Annotated in this window: 14 protein-coding genes; 1 reads left to right on the plus strand and 13 read right to left on the minus strand. The window is 70.1% G+C overall.

What is annotated here, in order from left to right; translation table 11 throughout:
- Positions 1-93: 93 nt before the first annotated feature.
- From AX737_RS27045 to coxB, 13 genes are all read right to left on the minus strand, one after another.
- Complete coding sequence (locus AX737_RS27045; RefSeq protein WP_238229359.1) at positions 94-2,961, minus strand: sensor domain-containing phosphodiesterase; 2,868 nt, start codon at positions 2,959-2,961, stop codon at positions 94-96.
- 397 nt (positions 2,962-3,358) lie between these two features.
- On the minus strand, positions 3,359-4,654 hold the full coding sequence (locus AX737_RS27050) for a pitrilysin family protein (RefSeq protein ID WP_066926887.1): 1,296 nt from the start codon (positions 4,652-4,654) through the stop codon (positions 3,359-3,361).
- Positions 4,651-6,063 carry a threonine synthase gene (gene thrC / locus AX737_RS27055; protein ID WP_066926889.1) on the minus strand — a complete coding sequence of 471 codons (1,413 nt, stop codon included), beginning with the start codon at positions 6,061-6,063 and terminating at the stop codon, positions 4,651-4,653. Before thrC ends, AX737_RS27050 begins: the two co-directional genes overlap by 4 nt.
- Positions 6,064-6,144: 81 nt before the next feature.
- Positions 6,145-6,384, minus strand: coding sequence for a hypothetical protein (locus tag AX737_RS27060; protein ID WP_156453990.1), 240 nt, complete (start codon positions 6,382-6,384; stop codon positions 6,145-6,147).
- Positions 6,385-6,548: 164 nt separating this feature from the next.
- Positions 6,549-6,977 carry a DUF4864 domain-containing protein gene (locus AX737_RS27065; RefSeq protein WP_066926893.1) on the minus strand — a complete coding sequence of 143 codons (429 nt, stop codon included), beginning with the start codon at positions 6,975-6,977 and terminating at the stop codon, positions 6,549-6,551.
- A gap of 75 nt (positions 6,978-7,052) precedes the next feature.
- The gene (locus AX737_RS27070) at positions 7,053-7,820 is read right to left on the minus strand and encodes an SURF1 family protein (protein WP_238229328.1); all 768 of its coding nucleotides are present in this window, start codon (positions 7,818-7,820) and stop codon (positions 7,053-7,055) included.
- Complete coding sequence (locus AX737_RS27075; protein ID WP_197430735.1) at positions 7,817-8,191, minus strand: DUF983 domain-containing protein; 375 nt, start codon at positions 8,189-8,191, stop codon at positions 7,817-7,819. Before AX737_RS27075 ends, AX737_RS27070 begins: the two co-directional genes overlap by 4 nt.
- Positions 8,192-8,318: 127 nt before the next feature.
- On the minus strand, positions 8,319-9,176 hold the full coding sequence (locus AX737_RS27080; protein WP_066926895.1) for a cytochrome c oxidase subunit 3: 858 nt from the start codon (positions 9,174-9,176) through the stop codon (positions 8,319-8,321).
- Between the two features lie 164 nt (positions 9,177-9,340).
- Positions 9,341-9,946, minus strand: coding sequence for a cytochrome c oxidase assembly protein (locus AX737_RS27085; protein ID WP_066926897.1), 606 nt, complete (start codon positions 9,944-9,946; stop codon positions 9,341-9,343).
- A gap of 15 nt (positions 9,947-9,961) precedes the next feature.
- Complete coding sequence (locus tag AX737_RS34935; RefSeq protein ID WP_197430733.1) at positions 9,962-10,126, minus strand: hypothetical protein; 165 nt, start codon at positions 10,124-10,126, stop codon at positions 9,962-9,964.
- 6 nt (positions 10,127-10,132) lie between these two features.
- Positions 10,133-11,083, minus strand: a complete 951-nt coding sequence (locus tag AX737_RS27090) for a heme o synthase (protein WP_066926908.1) — start codon at positions 11,081-11,083, stop codon at positions 10,133-10,135.
- Positions 11,084-11,287: 204 nt separating this feature from the next.
- Positions 11,288-12,916: a cytochrome c oxidase subunit I gene (ctaD, locus tag AX737_RS27095; protein ID WP_066926899.1), complete on the minus strand. Its 1,629-nt coding sequence runs from the start codon at positions 12,914-12,916 to the stop codon at positions 11,288-11,290.
- Between the two features lie 87 nt (positions 12,917-13,003).
- Positions 13,004-13,843, minus strand: coding sequence for a cytochrome c oxidase subunit II (gene coxB, locus AX737_RS27100; RefSeq protein WP_066926901.1), 840 nt, complete (start codon positions 13,841-13,843; stop codon positions 13,004-13,006).
- 287 nt (positions 13,844-14,130) lie between these two features.
- Here coxB and AX737_RS27105 point away from each other — a divergent pair.
- Positions 14,131-14,422 (plus strand): formate dehydrogenase accessory sulfurtransferase FdhD (locus AX737_RS27105; protein WP_197430734.1); only part of this gene is annotated, 292 nt, incomplete at its 3' end.

The following is a 14,422-nucleotide window of genomic DNA, read 5'->3' on the forward strand; positions in this document are numbered from 1 at the left end:
CACAGGACCTTGCCGCAACATGGTTAAGGCAGATTTAAGTGGACCCGTCGACCCGTTCCGCGCGGACCCGATCCTGTCCGGATCCGCGGCGGCTCAGGCGGCCTCGGGCGCCGCGCCGCAGAGCTGGCGGGCCTGGAGCATCGTCATCGGCTCGCCGAAGGCGTAGCCCTCGGCGTACTCGCAGCCGAGCTCGGCCAGCGCCTGCGCGTCGGCCTCCGACTCCGTGCCCTCGGCCACGATGGCGAGGTCGAGCTCGGTCGCCATCTTGACGATGGAGCGCAGGATCGCGGTCTTGCCGGTCGCCATCTGGCGCACGAAGGATTGATCGACCTTGATCGTGTCGAAGGGAAAGCGCTGCAGGTAGGAGAGCGCCGAGTAGCCGGTGCCGAAATCGGCGAGGCAGAGGCCCGCCCCGAGGTCGCGGATGCGGGCGAGCATCTGGGCGGCGTATTCGGGGTTCTCCATCACGAGGCTCTCGGAGAGCTCGAGCTTGAGCGAGCCCGGCAGCACGCCGGAGCGGGCCAGCACCGTCTTCACGTCGTGCAGGAGGTCGTGGCGCAGGAGCTGGCGGGAGGAGACGTCGACGGATGCGAAGATCGGCGGCTCGACCTCCAGCGCCCGCTGCCAGGCGGCGAGTTCCAGCGCCGTGCGCTCCAGCGCGAAGATGCCGAGGTTGACGACGAAGCCGGTCTCCTCGGCCACCGGCATGAAGGTCGCCGACGGGATGCGCCCGAGCTTCGGATGGTCCCAGCGCAGCACGGTCTCGAAGCCCGCGACCGTGCGGTCCTCCAGCCGGACGATCGGCTGGAACAGGACCTTCATCTCGTTGCGCTCGATCGCCCGGCGGAGATCGCCTTCCAGCATCAGCCGGTCCGAGCGCTCGGCCCGCATGTTGGCGCGGAAGACCTCGATGCGGTCGCCCCCGCCGCGCTTGGCCTGGATCATCGCGATCTCGGCGCTCTGGTAGACGTCGTCGCGCTTCGGGTGCGCGCCCGTCTCGTGCAGCGCCAGCCCGATCGAGACGGTGAGGAAGATCTCGCGGTCGGCGTAGGTGATCGGCGTGGCGATGGTGCGCCGGATCATCTCGGCGAAGGCCAGCACCCGGTCGGGCTCGCGCTCGGAGAGCAGGATGACCGCGAAGGCGTCGCCCGCGACCCGCGCGAGCGTGTCCTGCGGGCGCAGCAGGCGGCCGAGGCGGCGCGACAGCGTGAGCAGGATCGAGTCGCCCGCAGACAGGCCGATCGCGTCGTTGATGCCCTTGAAGCGGTCGATGTCGAGGACGATCACGGTGGGCTTCAGGCGCGCGTCCTGGCTGGCGAAGGCGAGCGCCGCGTCGAGGCGGTCGCCGAACAGCTCGCGGTTCGGCAGGCCGGTGAGGCTGTCGTGCACGGCGTCGTGCAGCAGGCGCTCCTCGGCGGTCTTCACCTCGGTCACGTCCGCGATGGTGCCGACGACGCGGATCACCTCGCCGTCCGAGCCGATCACGGGCCGGGCCTTCAGACGGTACCAGAAATAGGCGCCGCCGGAGGAGCGCAGGCGGAAATCGTGCACGATGCGCCCGCGCCGCTCCTCGATCACGGTGTCGAGGGCGGCCGAGTAGCGCTCGACGTCGAAGGGATGGAGGAGCGCGAGCCAGTTCGCGGCCGGCCCTTCGAGGGCGCCGCGGGAGAGGCCGAGCTGGCTCTCGATCTCCTGGCCGGCGAAGACGCGGTCGCCCGGCACGTCCCAGTCGAACACGATGTCGCCCGCCCCCGTCAGCGCCAGCGCGCGCCGCTCGGTGTCGGAGACGAGGGCGTGCGAGAGCCCGCCGCCCGCGAAGGCGTGCTGCATCACCGTGAAGCCGATCAGCATGACGATGAGCACGAGGCCGCCGATGAGGGCCGGCTGCACCAATTCGCTGCCGATCTGGCCCGTCACCGCGAAGCCCGCGGCCGTGACCCAGACCACGAGCAGCGTCCAGGTCGGCACGAGCAGGATGGCGCGGTCGTAGCCGTTATGCGTGGCGAGGTAGAGGATCAGGAGGAGGCCGACCCCCGCCACCGCGGCGATCGAGATGCGGGCGACGCCCGCCGCCACCGGGGGATCGAACACCGCGAGCCCCACGAGGCCCGCCAGGAAGGCCAGCCAGAAGAAGGCGACGTGGCTGTAGCGCACGTGCCAGCGGGAGAGGTTCAGGTAGGCGAACAGGAAGACCAGGAGGGTCGCGCCGAGCACGGCCTCGGCGGAGGCCCGGTAGACCCGCTCGGCGAGCTCCGTCACCGGGAAGACCCGCTGCAGGAAGCCGAAATCGATGCAGGCGTAGGCGAGCACCGACCACGCGAGCGCGGCCGCCGCCGGGAAGATGATCGCGCCCTTCACCACGAACACGATGGTGAGGAAGAGGGCGAGCAGGCCCGCGATGCCGATGATGATGCCCTTGTAGAGGGTCAGCCCGGCGGCCTTCTTGCGGTAGGCGTCCTGGTCCCAGAGGTGGACCTGCGGGATGTTCGGCCCCCGCAGCTCGGCCACGTAGGTGATCGTGGTGCCGGGATCGAGCGTGATGACGAACTGGTCGGCCTCCGGGTTCTCGTCCCGCTCGGGCCGGATGCCCTGGCTCGCGGTGATCGCGGCGATGCGCGAGCCGCCGAGATCGGGCCAGACCACGCCGGAATCGACCAGCCGGAAGTGGGGCGCCACCAGGATGCGGTCGATCTGCTCGTCGGTGTCGTTGGTGAGCGCGAAGACCATCCAGTCGGGCCGCGCGCCTGCGTCGCGCGCCTTCACGACGATGCGGCGGACGATGCCGTCCTTGCCGGGCGCGGTCGAGATCTGGATCAGGTCGCCGTCGGAGCGGTAGCGCTCGATCGCCTGGGTCAGGTCGATGACCGGGGCGTCCAGCGTGACGCGGACCGCCTCGACCGCGCTCGCGGGCGTGCTCGCCGCGAGGGCGCCGACGAGGAACGCGAGGAGGAGGACGAGGATGCGCAACGAGACGGGTTCCGGCCGGGCGGGCGAGCGCGTGAACGGCTCAGTTAGCTTTTGGTAAAGTCGGGGTCGATCCCGGGCAAGCCGACGGGAGACGTGGAGCCGAGCGACCCACCGCTTCCTGCCGACAGGCGACCCGGGACGGATCGCCCGCGTTTGCGGCCAAAACAAGTTGGGGATGCCCGACCGCGGGGCGCCCCGCCCAACAAACAGGGACGCGCAGGCTCGCTGAGCAGGATTCCCGCCATCCGCTGTACGGCGCGCGGTTCCGTCCGCGGCGCCGGGCGATTTCGGGAAGCCGACAAGCCTTGCCGGCCCGCGCCGCGATAGCACCCGGGCCGAAGCGCGCGCGCTCCGGCCGTGTCGGCACAGGCGATCGCCCTGCGGGTTTCGGTCAGGCCGCCCGCAGGGCCGCCCCGACCTTGTCGAGCGAGGGCAGGCCCTTGATCGGACCGATCGCCGCGAGCGTCGGCGCGCCCGCGAGGATCGCGGCGCCCGCCGCCCGCACGTCCTCGACGGTCACGGCATCGACCTTCGCGATCACCTCCGCGGCCGGGATCACCCGGCCCCAGGCCAGGATCTGTCGCGCGTTGCGCTCGATGCGCCCGCCCGGCGTCTCCAGCGCACCGAGCAGGGAGAGCTTCAGCTGCGCCTTGGCGCGGGCGATCTCCTCGGGGGCGATGTCGCGCGTGGCGCGCACCACCGCGTCGAGCGTCACCGAGACGAGTTCGGCCACGTCGCCGCCGGCCGTGCCGGCGCCGATGCCGAACAGGCCGCAATCGGAGAAGGGCCAGTGGAAGGCCTGGATCTCGTAGGCGAGGCCGCGCGTCTCGCGCACCTCCTGCCAGAGGCGCGAGGTCAGCCCGCCGCCGAGCACCTGCGCGAACATGTGCAGGGCGTAGTAGCCGTCGTCGCGGAAGGAGAGGCCGGGCAGGCCGATCACGAGGTTGGCCTGTTCGAGCTTCCTCGGCATGCGCCGCTCGCCGCCGCCGTAGCTGCCGGCGACGGCGGCGGGCGCCTCGACGGCGGGCATCGCGCCGAAGTGGCGTTCGGCTGCCGCCACGAAGGCCTCGTGCTCCACCGCGCCCGCGGCCGCCACGACGTAGCGGTCGGGCGTATATTCGCGGGCCAGATAGGCGCGGATCGCGGCCTCGTCGAAGCTGCGGATCGTCTCGGGCCGCCCCAGGATCGGCCGGCCGATCGGCTGGTCGGGGAAGGCCGCTTCCGTGAAGGCGTCGTAGACCACGTCGTCGGGCGTGTCCTCGACGGCGGCGTATTCCTGCAGGATCACGCCCTTCTCGCGGGCGAGTTCCCCGGCGTCGAAGACCGAGTCGGTGAGGATGTCGCCGATCACGTCGAGCGCGATGCCGACATCCTCGCCGAGCACGCGCGCGCTGTAGCTCGTGCCCTCGGCGGAGGTCGCGGCGTTGATCTCGCCGCCGACATTCTCGATGTCCTCGGCGATCGCGCGCGCCGAGCGGGTGCGCGTGCCCTTGAAGGCCATGTGCTCGATGAGGTGGCTGAGCCCGCTCTCGTCGGCCCGCTCGTGGCGCGAGCCCGCGCCGACCCAGACGCCGAGCGTCGCGGTGGCCACGCCCGGCATCGCCTCGGTCGCGACCGTGACGCCGTTGGCGAGCCGCGTCACCCGCAGCGAGGGCGAGGCGCCGTGCGTGTCGAAATGCTGGTTCATGCGCCTCTCGTGATGCGGGCACGCTCGCGGATCAGCGCCTCGACGGCGGCCTGGTCGTTGGCCACGCGCGTCATGCGCTCGGGCCGCTCCATCAGGTCGGCGAGGTGCGGGGGCAGCGCCGGGCGGGCGCCGCCGGTCGCCTGGGCGACCGCGTCCGGGAATTTCGCGGGATGCGCCGTGGCGAGCGCGACGACGGGCGTGCGCGGATCCTTGCCCAGGAGGCGGCGGCCGGCGCGGACCCCGATGGCGCTGTGCGGGTCGAGCGTCACGCCGGTCGCGGCGTGCGTCTCGCGGATCTCCGCCATCACGTCGGCCTCCGAGACCGCGTGCGCGTCGAACTCGGCCCGCACCGTCGCCAGCACCGACTCGTCCAGGCGGAAGCCGCCGGACTGCTTCAGGCCCGCCATCAGGCGGCGGATCGAGGCCGCGTCGCGCCCGAGCGCCTCGAAGAGCAGCCGCTCGAAGTTCGAGGAGATCTGGATGTCCATCGAGGGCGAGGTGGTCGGCGTCACGCCCTGCAGCTCGTAGGCGCCGTGCTCCAGGGTGCGGACTAGGATGTCGTTGGCGTTCGTGCCGATCATCAGGCGCTCGATCGGCAGGCCCATGCGCTTGGCGACCCAGCCGGCCAGGATGTCGCCGAAATTGCCCGTCGGCACCGCGAAGGAGACCGGGCGGTGCGGCGCGCCCAGCGCCACCGCGCTGGTGAAGTAGTACACCACCTGCGCGGCGACGCGGGCCCAGTTGATCGAGTTGACGCCCGAGAGCTTCACCGAGTCGGCGAAGTCGGCGTGCTGGAACAGGGCTTTGACGATGTTCTGGCAATCGTCGAACGTGCCGTCGAGCGCGAGCGCGTGGACGTTGGGGGCGGCGACCGAGGTCATCTGGCGCCGCTGCACCTCCGAGACCCGGCCGTGCGGGTAGAGGATGAAGATGTCGACCTGATCGAGCCCGCCGAAGGCCTCGACGGCGGCCGAGCCGGTATCGCCCGAGGTGGCGCCCACGATGGTGGCGCGGCTGCCGCGCTGGCGCAGCACGTGATCCATCAGCCGCCCGAGGAGCTGCATCGCCACGTCCTTGAAGGCGAGCGTCGGGCCGTGGAAGAGTTCGAGCAGGAAGAGGTTGTCGTCGAGCTGGTTGATCGGGCAGACCGCCGGGTGCCGGAACGTGGCGTAGGCCTCGTCGATCATCCGGTCGAGGTCGGCGTCGGCGATCTCGCCATCGACCAGCGGGCGCAGCACGCGCTTGGCGGCGTCGGCGTAGGAGAGGCCCGCGAGGCCGGCGATCTCGGGTTTCGTCAGACCGGGCCAGCTCTCGGGCACGTAGAGGCCGCCGTCGCGGGCGAGGCCGGCGAGGAGGGCGTCGGAAAACGAGAGCGGCGCGGCGTCGCCGCGGGTCGAGACGTGCAGCACAGGGGCCTCCGGGAGAAGGCGCTCCCTCTACACGATGCGCGTAGCGGTGTCGAAGTGCGCCGGCGCCGTATCGCTGCGCGGCTACGGCTTCTCGAGGTCCGTCCCGGCGGCCGGCTTCGCGAGGGCCATGTCAAGCGTGTCCTCGATGTACCAGACCAGCGGCGCGGTCGCGGCGCGGTGCTCGCGCGTCGCCCCGTCCGGATCGAACGCGTCGCGGGCGCTCCGCAGGGCGCTCCGGACCGGGTCGTAGCGATCCGCATCCTCCGGTCGCGCCGTCGCGGCAGCGGCTTCCCGGTCCATGTCCTGCCTGGATTTGGCCATACCGGTTCGATCTCCGTGCCCGTTCAGGCCCGACAACCGCGGACAGGACGATTGGATCCAGTTTTCCTTCGAAGTCATCGGGCGAATTCGAACTGGGCGATAGAAAGATAAACCGTGTCTCGGGCCTTGTGATTGCTTCCGATTGCTTTCATCTGATAGTGCAATCAGAGGTTGACACCCGGGGACCTGGTCAGGCGGCAGCCCGCGATGCGCCACTGGCCGTCCGGCTGCCGCTCCAGGCTGTACTCGGCCGTCCAATCGACCCCGTAGGTGTCCTGAATGGCGACGGACTGGGACAGGCTGGTCGCGCCGCCGTCCTGCGCGGCGCCGAAGACGAAGCTGCGGTGCCGGTAGACCGGGCGATAGTTCGTCCGGACCATTCCGATGAAGACCTCGGGCGTCGGGAACAGGTCCCGGATGCCGGGGGCCGCCTGGGCATAGGCGGTCGCCGCGTCGTCGCGCCCGAGAGCGTCCACCTGTCGCGCGATGACGGCCCGTGCGGCCTCCCGGTCGGCCTCGTCGAAGGCGGCCGCGGGGACGGACGCCAGCAGAAGTGCCGCGAGGATCACCGAGGACGTCAGTCGCGCGCGCATCGTGCCCACCTGCCCGGAGGTACCCGGCCCATGAGGGTAGCGCGGCCGATCGGGTCCGCAAGCCGGGGCCTGGTGTCAGGCCGCCGGATCGTGCAGGCGCCGCCAGGCGAAGACCGAGAACACGCCGACGAGGCAGGCAGCGATGCCGAACCACGTGAAGGCGTATTGCAGGTGGTTGTTGGGGAGGTCGATGCGGAGCTGGCCCCCGCGCGGCCAACTCGTCTGGCCGGGCACCGCATCCGCCTCGACGAGGTAGGGCGCCACGGGTCCGAGGCCGCGGGCCTCGGCGATGCCCGCGATGTCCCGGTTGAACCACGCGCCGCGGGCCGGGTCGGGGGCGGGCACGAACAGGCCCCGCGGCTCGCTGGCCCGCAGGAGGCCCGTCACCGCGGTCTCGCCGGCGACGAGGCCGTCGCGCCGGTCGGCCTGCGCCTTCAGCTCGGTCGGCACGAAGCCGCGATTGATCAGGAGCGTGCCGCCGTCCGTCCGCTCGAACGGCGTCAGCACGTAGTAGCCCTGCAGCGCGCGGCCGGGCGTGTCGCCCGGGGCGAGGCCGTGCACCAGGGTCTCGCGGTCGTTCAGGAAACGGCCGGTCACCCGGACGTGCCGGAACTCGTCGCGGGCCGGGTTCCAGGCATCCGGCGACGGCGGCGCGACCGGGGCAGCCAGCGAGCGTTCCCGGATGCGCCCGATCAGCGCCTCCTTCTCGGTCTTCCGGGCGATCTGCCAGACGCCGAGCCCGAGCAGGATGGCGAGCACGATCAGCGCCGAGAGGCCCGGCGCGACCAGATCGCGCCACGCGCCCCGCGGCGCGGGCAGCCCAGTCTCCGGTCGGGCGCTCACTGTTCGAAGCGCCCCTGCTCGGCCTTGTTGGCGTATTGCAGGGCGATCAGCATGCCCTTGAGCGGGCGCACCAGCATCAGGCTGAGCCCGATCGACAGGCTCCCCGCCACGAGGGCGTGGACCCAGATCGGCGGCTCGTAGGTGATCTCCATCCAGAGCGCGAGGCCGACCACGACGAGGCCGACGATCGACATCACGAAGAAGGCCGGCCCGTCCGCCGAGTCGAAGTTCGTGTAGTCGAGCCCGCAGGCCTCGCAGGACGGCCGCAGGGTGAGGAAGCCCTTGAACAGGCGGCCCTCGCCGCAGCGCGGGCAGCGCCCGCGCAGGCCCGTCGGAATGGCTTCCGGCCGCTGATGGCTGTGATCCAAGATCGTGCTTCCCTCGAACGCGGGTCCCCCGCGCGTCCGATATGGGATCGCGCGGCGTCGCGCGCATGAAAAAGGGCGGCCGGAGCCGCCCTTCGCATCGCCGCCATGCGCGGAGCGCGGCGGCCGGTCCTCAGTGCGCGCCGTGGCCGGCGCCCGCGCCCCAGACGTAGATCGCGGCGAAGAGGAACAGCCAGACCACGTCGACGAAGTGCCAGTACCAGGCGGCGAACTCGAAGCCGAGATGCTGCTGGGTGGTGAACTGGCCGGCGTTGGCGCGCAGCAGGCAGACGATCAGGAAGACCGTGCCGATGATGACGTGCGCGCCGTGGAAGCCCGTCGCCATGAAGAAGGTCGACGAGTAGATGCTGCCCGAGAAGCCGAAGGCGGCGTGGTGGTACTCGTAGGCCTGGCAGGCGGTGAAGAGCACGCCGAGGATCACGGTGAGCAGCAGGCCGAGCTTCAGGCCCTTGCGGTCGCCGTGCAGCAGGGCGTGGTGGGCCCAGGTGATGGTGGTGCCGGAGGTCAACAGGATCAGCGTGTTGAGCAGCGGCAGGTGCCAGGGATCGAAGGCCTCGATGCCCTTCGGCGGCCAGGTGCCGCCGGTGAACTCCACGCGCGAGGCCTGGATCGGGTCGGCGGTGTAGAGCGCGGCCTCGAAATAGGCCCAGAACCACGCCACGAAGAACATCACCTCGGAGGCGATGAACATGATCATGCCGTAGCGGTGATGGAGCTGCACCACGCGGGTGTGGTCGCCGGAATTGGCCTCCTTCACCACGTCGCTCCACCACGCGAACATGGTGTAGAGCACGCCGAGCAGCCCGGCGCCGAACACGTAGGGCCCGGGGGTGAGGGTGCCGAACTGGATGCTCTTCATCCAGAACACGGCGCCCGTGGTCATCACGAAGCCCGACATCGCACCCAGCAGCGGCCACGGACTGGGCGCCAGGATGTGGAAATCGTGGTTCTTGGCGTGCGCCTCTGCCATCGGAACGTTTCTCCTGACCCCTTGGGACCGCGCCGTCGCCGGCCGCGGGTCCTGCCCTCACGATCGCGGGGCCTGTGCCGCCCCGTCGAAGCTCGTCTCAAAACCCTGGCCGCACCCATACTGGACGGGCGCGGCTGTTGTCACGCTTGGCGCCGCCGCGGGGCCTAGAAATTCCCCCGTCCCGGCACCGTCCCGCCCCGGTCGAGCGCGGCGGTGACCGGCTGCCCGTTCTTCGAGGCGAAGTAGGTGTAGGACAAGGTCATCTCGGATAGCGCGGCGGTGTTGGAATCCGCCCGCACGGCCGGGTCGATGTAGAACACCACCGGCACGTCGAGCGTCTCGCCGGGCTGGAGCGTCTGCTCCTTGAAGCAGAAGCACTCGACCTTCACGAAGTAGCCGCCCATCAGCTCGGGCTGCACGTTGAAGGTGGCAACCCCCGTGGTCGCGGTCGGCCCGGTGTTCTTCACGTGGAAGAACACGGTCTGGGTCTCGCCGAGCGGGGCCTCGACGCCGCCTCTCTCGGCGCGGAACTTCCAGCCGAGGCCGGGCGCGACGTTGGTGTCGAAGCGGACCAGCATGGCATCGCCGGGCTTGGCCGCGACCGCGGTCGGCACCGGCCCCTGGCGCGGGGTGCCGCCGTAGCCGGTCGCCTTGCAGAAGGCGTCGTAGAGCGGCACCGAGGCGAAGGCGAGGCCGAGCATGCCCGCCGCGAAGCCCGCGCAGGCGAGGGCGGTGCGGCCCAGTTTCCGGTTCTGCGGCGCGTTCGTCATCCCTGCCTCACCGGATCAGAGGGGCCGGCTCATGATCTGGGGCCCGAGCTTGGCGATGGTCAGCACGAAGAACAGCAGAACCATCGCGCCGAGCGCGAGCGCGATCGCCACCGAGCGCTTGCGGCGGCGCGCCTCCTCCTCCGGCGTGAGGGGACGGTACTCGACCTTGGGATCCATCATGGTCAATCAGGCCACCAGCGGCCGGAACAGCCCCAGGCTCTGCTCGGCAAGCAGCGCGGCGAAGAGCAGGAAGAGGTAGAGGATCGAGAAGCCGAACATGCCCATGGCGGCGCGCTTCTCGGCCTCGCCCTCGCGGTTGCGCAGCACCTGCACGCTGAAGGCCAGCATGCCGAGGCCGCCCAGCACGCCGATCACCGCGTAGAGCAGGCCGCCGAATCCGAGGGCGACCGGCACGAGGCCGAGGGGGGCGAGCAGCACCGTGTACCAGACGATCTGGCGGCGGGTGGATTCGGGCCCGGCCACGTTCGGCATCATCGGGATGCCGGCCTTGGCGTACTCGCCGGCCTTCACCAGGGCGAGCGCCCAGAAGTGCGGGGGCGTCCAGATGAAGATGATGGCGAAGAGCACGAGCGACTCGATGCCCACCGTCCCCGAGACCACCGCCTGACCGATCACCGGGGGGAGGGCGCCCGCGGCGCCGCCGATGACGATGTTCTGCGCGGTCGCCCGCTTCAGCCACATCGAGTAGATCACCGCGTAGAACACGATGGTGAAGGCCAGGAGCCCGGCGGCCAGCCAGTTCGCCGCGAGCCCGAGGATCAGCGTCGAGCCGACCGAGAGGAACAGGCCGAAGGCCAGTGCCTCGTTCGGCCGGATGCGCCCGTCCGGGATCGGGCGCTTGGCGGTGCGGGTCATCACCGCGTCGATGTCGGCGTCCCACCACATGTTGAGGCAGCCCGACGCCCCGGCGCCGATCGCGATCATCAGCAGCGAGATCGCCCCGATCACCGGCGAGACGTGGCCGTGCGGCGAGACCACCATGCCGACGAGCGCGGTGAAGATCACCAGAACCATCACCCGCGGCTTCAGCAGGGCGAAGTAGTCCGGCACGTCGCCGCCGACCGCCGGAGCGAAAGCCTCGCGCTCGGCGGGCAGGGAGTTGGTCAGACTCGTCATCGACATCACTGGCTCTGGCGCGCCGGCCGTCATGGCGGCGGTAAAGGCGAAACGGAACAATTCCAAGCCCGTGGGCCCGATGCGGCCCGCTACCGGGAGATCTCGCCCTTTCCGGGGCGCCGCGCGACGGCGCCCGGGGAAGGGCGGGGGCCGCTGTCGCGGTCCCCGCGCGGTCCGGGAAGCATATCCCGGACCGATCCGTCCTCAGTGGTGGCCCGGCTCGTCCACGATGCGGGGCAGGGTCTCGAACTGGTGGAAGGGCGGCGGCGAGGACAGGGTCCATTCCAGCGTCGTCGCACCCTCGCCCCACGGGTTGTCCGCGGCGCGCACCTTCGAGCGGAAGGCCAGGACCACGCCGATCACGAACACGAACATGCCGAGCGCGAAGATGTGGCCGCCGTAGGTCGAGACCTTGTGCCAGCCCGCGAACGCCTCCGGGTAGTCGGCGTAACGACGCGGCATGCCGGCCAGACCCAGGAAGTGCATCGGGAAGAACAGGACGTTCGCGCCGATGAAGGCCAGCCAGAAGTGCAGCTTGCCGGCCCATTCGGGGATGATGCGACCGGTCATCTTCGGGAACCAGTAGTAGACACCGGCGAAGATGATGAACACGGCGCCGAGCGAGAGCACGTAGTGGAAGTGCGCCACGACGTAGTAGGTGTCGTGCAGGTACTTGTCGATCGACGAGTTCGCCAGGACGACGCCGGTGACGCCGCCGACGGTGAACAGGAAGATGAAGCCGATCGCCCAGTGCATCGCGGCGGTGAAGCGGATGGAGCCGCCCCACATCGTGGCGATCCAGGAGAAGATCTTCACGCCGGTGGGCACCGCGATCACCATCGTGGCGAACACGAAGTAGGACTGCGTCTGGAGCGAGAGGCCGACCGTGTACATGTGGTGGGCCCACACGACGAAGCCGACGACGCCGATCGCGACCATCGCGTAGGCCATCGCGAGGTAGCCGAAGACCGGCTTGCGCGAGAACGTGGCGATGATGTGCGAGACGATGCCGAAGGCCGGCAGGATCATGATGTACACTTCGGGGTGACCGAAGAACCAGAACAGGTGCTGCCAGAGGATCGGGTCACCGCCGCCGGCCGGGTCGAAGAAGGTCGTGCCGAAGTTGCGGTCGGTGAGCAGCATCGTGATCGCGCCGGCGAGCACCGGGAGCGACAGGAGCAGCAGGAACGCGGTCACCAGCTCGGCCCAGGCGAAGAGCGGCATCTTGTGCAGCGTCATGCCGGGGGCGCGCATGTTGAGGATGGTCGTGATGAAGTTGATGGCGCCCAGGATCGAGCCCGCGCCCGAGAGGTGCAGGGCGAAGATCGCGAAGTCGACGGCGGGGCCGGGATGGCCGGCGGCCGAGAGCGGCGGGTAGACGGTCCAGCCGGTGCCCGCGCCCTGCGCGCCCGGTGCGCCCTCGACGAAGAGGGAGCAGACGAGGCTCAGGAAGCCCGCGAAGGTCAGCCAGAACGAGATGTTGTTCATGCGCGGGAACGCCATGTCGGGCGCGCCGATCATGAGGGGCACGAACCAGTTGCCGAAGCCGCCGATGAGGGCCGGCATCACCATGAAGAACACCATGATGAGGCCGTGGCCGGTCACGAACACGTTGTAGGTGGCCGGGTTGGAGAAATACTGGAGCCCGGGCTCCTCCATCTCCATGCGGATGCCGAAGGAGAGGAACGCCCCGACCATGCCCGCGCAGAAGGCGAAGAGCAGGTAGAGCGTGCCGATGTCCTTGTGGTTGGTCGACAGGAACCAGCGGGCGAAGAAGCTCGGCTTATGGTCGTCGTGGGCGTCGTGCGCCCCGTGTGCAGCGGCTGTTGCCATGGATCGAAGAGCCTTGTGCGTTTCTCTCTGATTGTCTCGCGGTGAGCCGAGCCGGAGCCCCGAGGGGCGCCGGCCCGGAAAGGGCGCTCAGCGCGCGTCGGCGAGCCTCGCACCGTCGTCGAGGCGGGCGTACTTGGTCTTCGCCTCGGTGAGCCACTGGGCGTAGGCCTCCTCGCTCACCACCCGCACGGTGATCGGCATGTAGGCGTGGCGCTGGCCGCAGAGTTCGGAGCACTGGCCGTGGTAGGTGCCCTCCTTGTCGGCCTTGAACCAGGCCTGGTTCAGGCGGCCCGTGATCGCGTCGATCTTGAAGCCGAAGGAGGGCAGCGCCCAGGAGTGCAGCACGTCGGTCGAGGTGACCTGGATCTTCACCACCTTGTTCACCGGCACGACCATGTCGTTGTCGGTGGCGAGCAGCTTCGGCTGCTTGTCCTCGTCGAGGTTGGCGTCGAAGGTGAAGCCGCCGCCCTGGTCGGTCTGCGGATACTCGTAGGACCAGTACCAGGCGTGACCGATGACCTTGATCATCACGTCGGCCTTCGGGTCCGAGAGCTGCGTGCGCAGCAGGCGGAACGAGGGGATCGCGACGGCGACCAGGATCAGGACCGGGACGATCGTCCAGGCGATCTCGATGGCGGTATTGTGGGTGGTCTTCGAGGGCGTCGGGTTGCGCTTCTCGCCGAAGCGGAAGATGCACCAGAGGATCAGGCCCAGAACGAAGAGCGAGATGCCGAGCGAGAGCCAGTGCATCCCGTGCTCGAAGCTGTGAATGTCGCGCGCGTTCTCCGTGACCGCGACCTGACGGTCCATCTGCCACGGCACCGGCTGGCCGACACCCGCAGCGAAGGTCTGGGAGGACGTCACGAGGAGGGCGCCGAGCGCGGCCACCCCCGACAAGAATGGTGTTTTCGTCCGCGCCGTCCGCATGTGGCTCCCTTAGCTCCCCTCGGAGACTCTTCTTCTTGGCCGCGCGAGACCCTATCTCCGGCTAGCGCGCAACCGACTTCGCGGCCCCGACGGCCGTGAGGCCGGGGTTTCCGATCGCGGTGTCAGATCACATGGGCGTGCAAGGCGCAACCGTACAAGCGTCGCATCGCGCGCTTTCCCGCACCCTGCGCGTCGCAAATCCGCGCCCGCCACCCTCGCTCGCCGGGCGGGTTGGTGTAGGAGGGGCCCCGATGGCCGTCGAGGCCGCGAGAAGCTGCAGGTTGCCGATGTCTGGGCACGATGTCGCGGGGAACGGAGCGGGCCTGCCGGAGCCGGCCGTGCGGGTGCCGACGCGGGTCGTCGCCTACCGGGAGGCCGAGCCGCGGGCGGACAGCCGGGCCCTCGCCGTCGAGACGCCGGTCAACCTCGTCTACGGCAGCGTGCCCTACGCGGTGATGATGACGACGCCGGCCGACCTCGAGGATTTCGCCTACGGGTTCAGCCTGACCGAGGGGATCGTCGAGTCTGCCGACGAGATCCGGGGCGTGGCGCTTGAGAGCGGGCGGGAGGGCGAGCAGG

It is taken from the genome of Methylobacterium sp. CCH5-D2 (assembly GCF_001556475.1).
Lineage (GTDB): Bacteria > Pseudomonadota > Alphaproteobacteria > Rhizobiales > Beijerinckiaceae > Methylobacterium > Methylobacterium hispanicum.

Bases quoted from the DNA above. Each gene is read 5' to 3' on its own strand.
- AX737_RS27050 (WP_066926887.1), bottom strand. From the start codon at position 4,654: ATGAACCAGCATTTCGACACGCACGGCGCCTCGCCCTCGCTGCGGGTG.
- coxB (WP_066926901.1), bottom strand. From the start codon at position 13,843: ATGCGGACGGCGCGGACGAAAACACCATTCTTGTCGGGGGTGGCCGCG.
- ctaD (WP_066926899.1), bottom strand. From the start codon at position 12,916: ATGGCAACAGCCGCTGCACACGGGGCGCACGACGCCCACGACGACCAT.
- AX737_RS27090 (WP_066926908.1), bottom strand. From the start codon at position 11,083: ATGACGAGTCTGACCAACTCCCTGCCCGCCGAGCGCGAGGCTTTCGCT.
- AX737_RS27065 (WP_066926893.1), bottom strand. From the start codon at position 6,977: ATGCGCGCGCGACTGACGTCCTCGGTGATCCTCGCGGCACTTCTGCTG.
- AX737_RS27060 (WP_156453990.1), bottom strand. From the start codon at position 6,384: ATGGCCAAATCCAGGCAGGACATGGACCGGGAAGCCGCTGCCGCGACG.
- AX737_RS27085 (WP_066926897.1), bottom strand. From the start codon at position 9,946: ATGACGAACGCGCCGCAGAACCGGAAACTGGGCCGCACCGCCCTCGCC.
- AX737_RS34935 (WP_197430733.1), bottom strand. From the start codon at position 10,126: ATGATGGATCCCAAGGTCGAGTACCGTCCCCTCACGCCGGAGGAGGAG.
- AX737_RS27080 (WP_066926895.1), bottom strand. From the start codon at position 9,176: ATGGCAGAGGCGCACGCCAAGAACCACGATTTCCACATCCTGGCGCCC.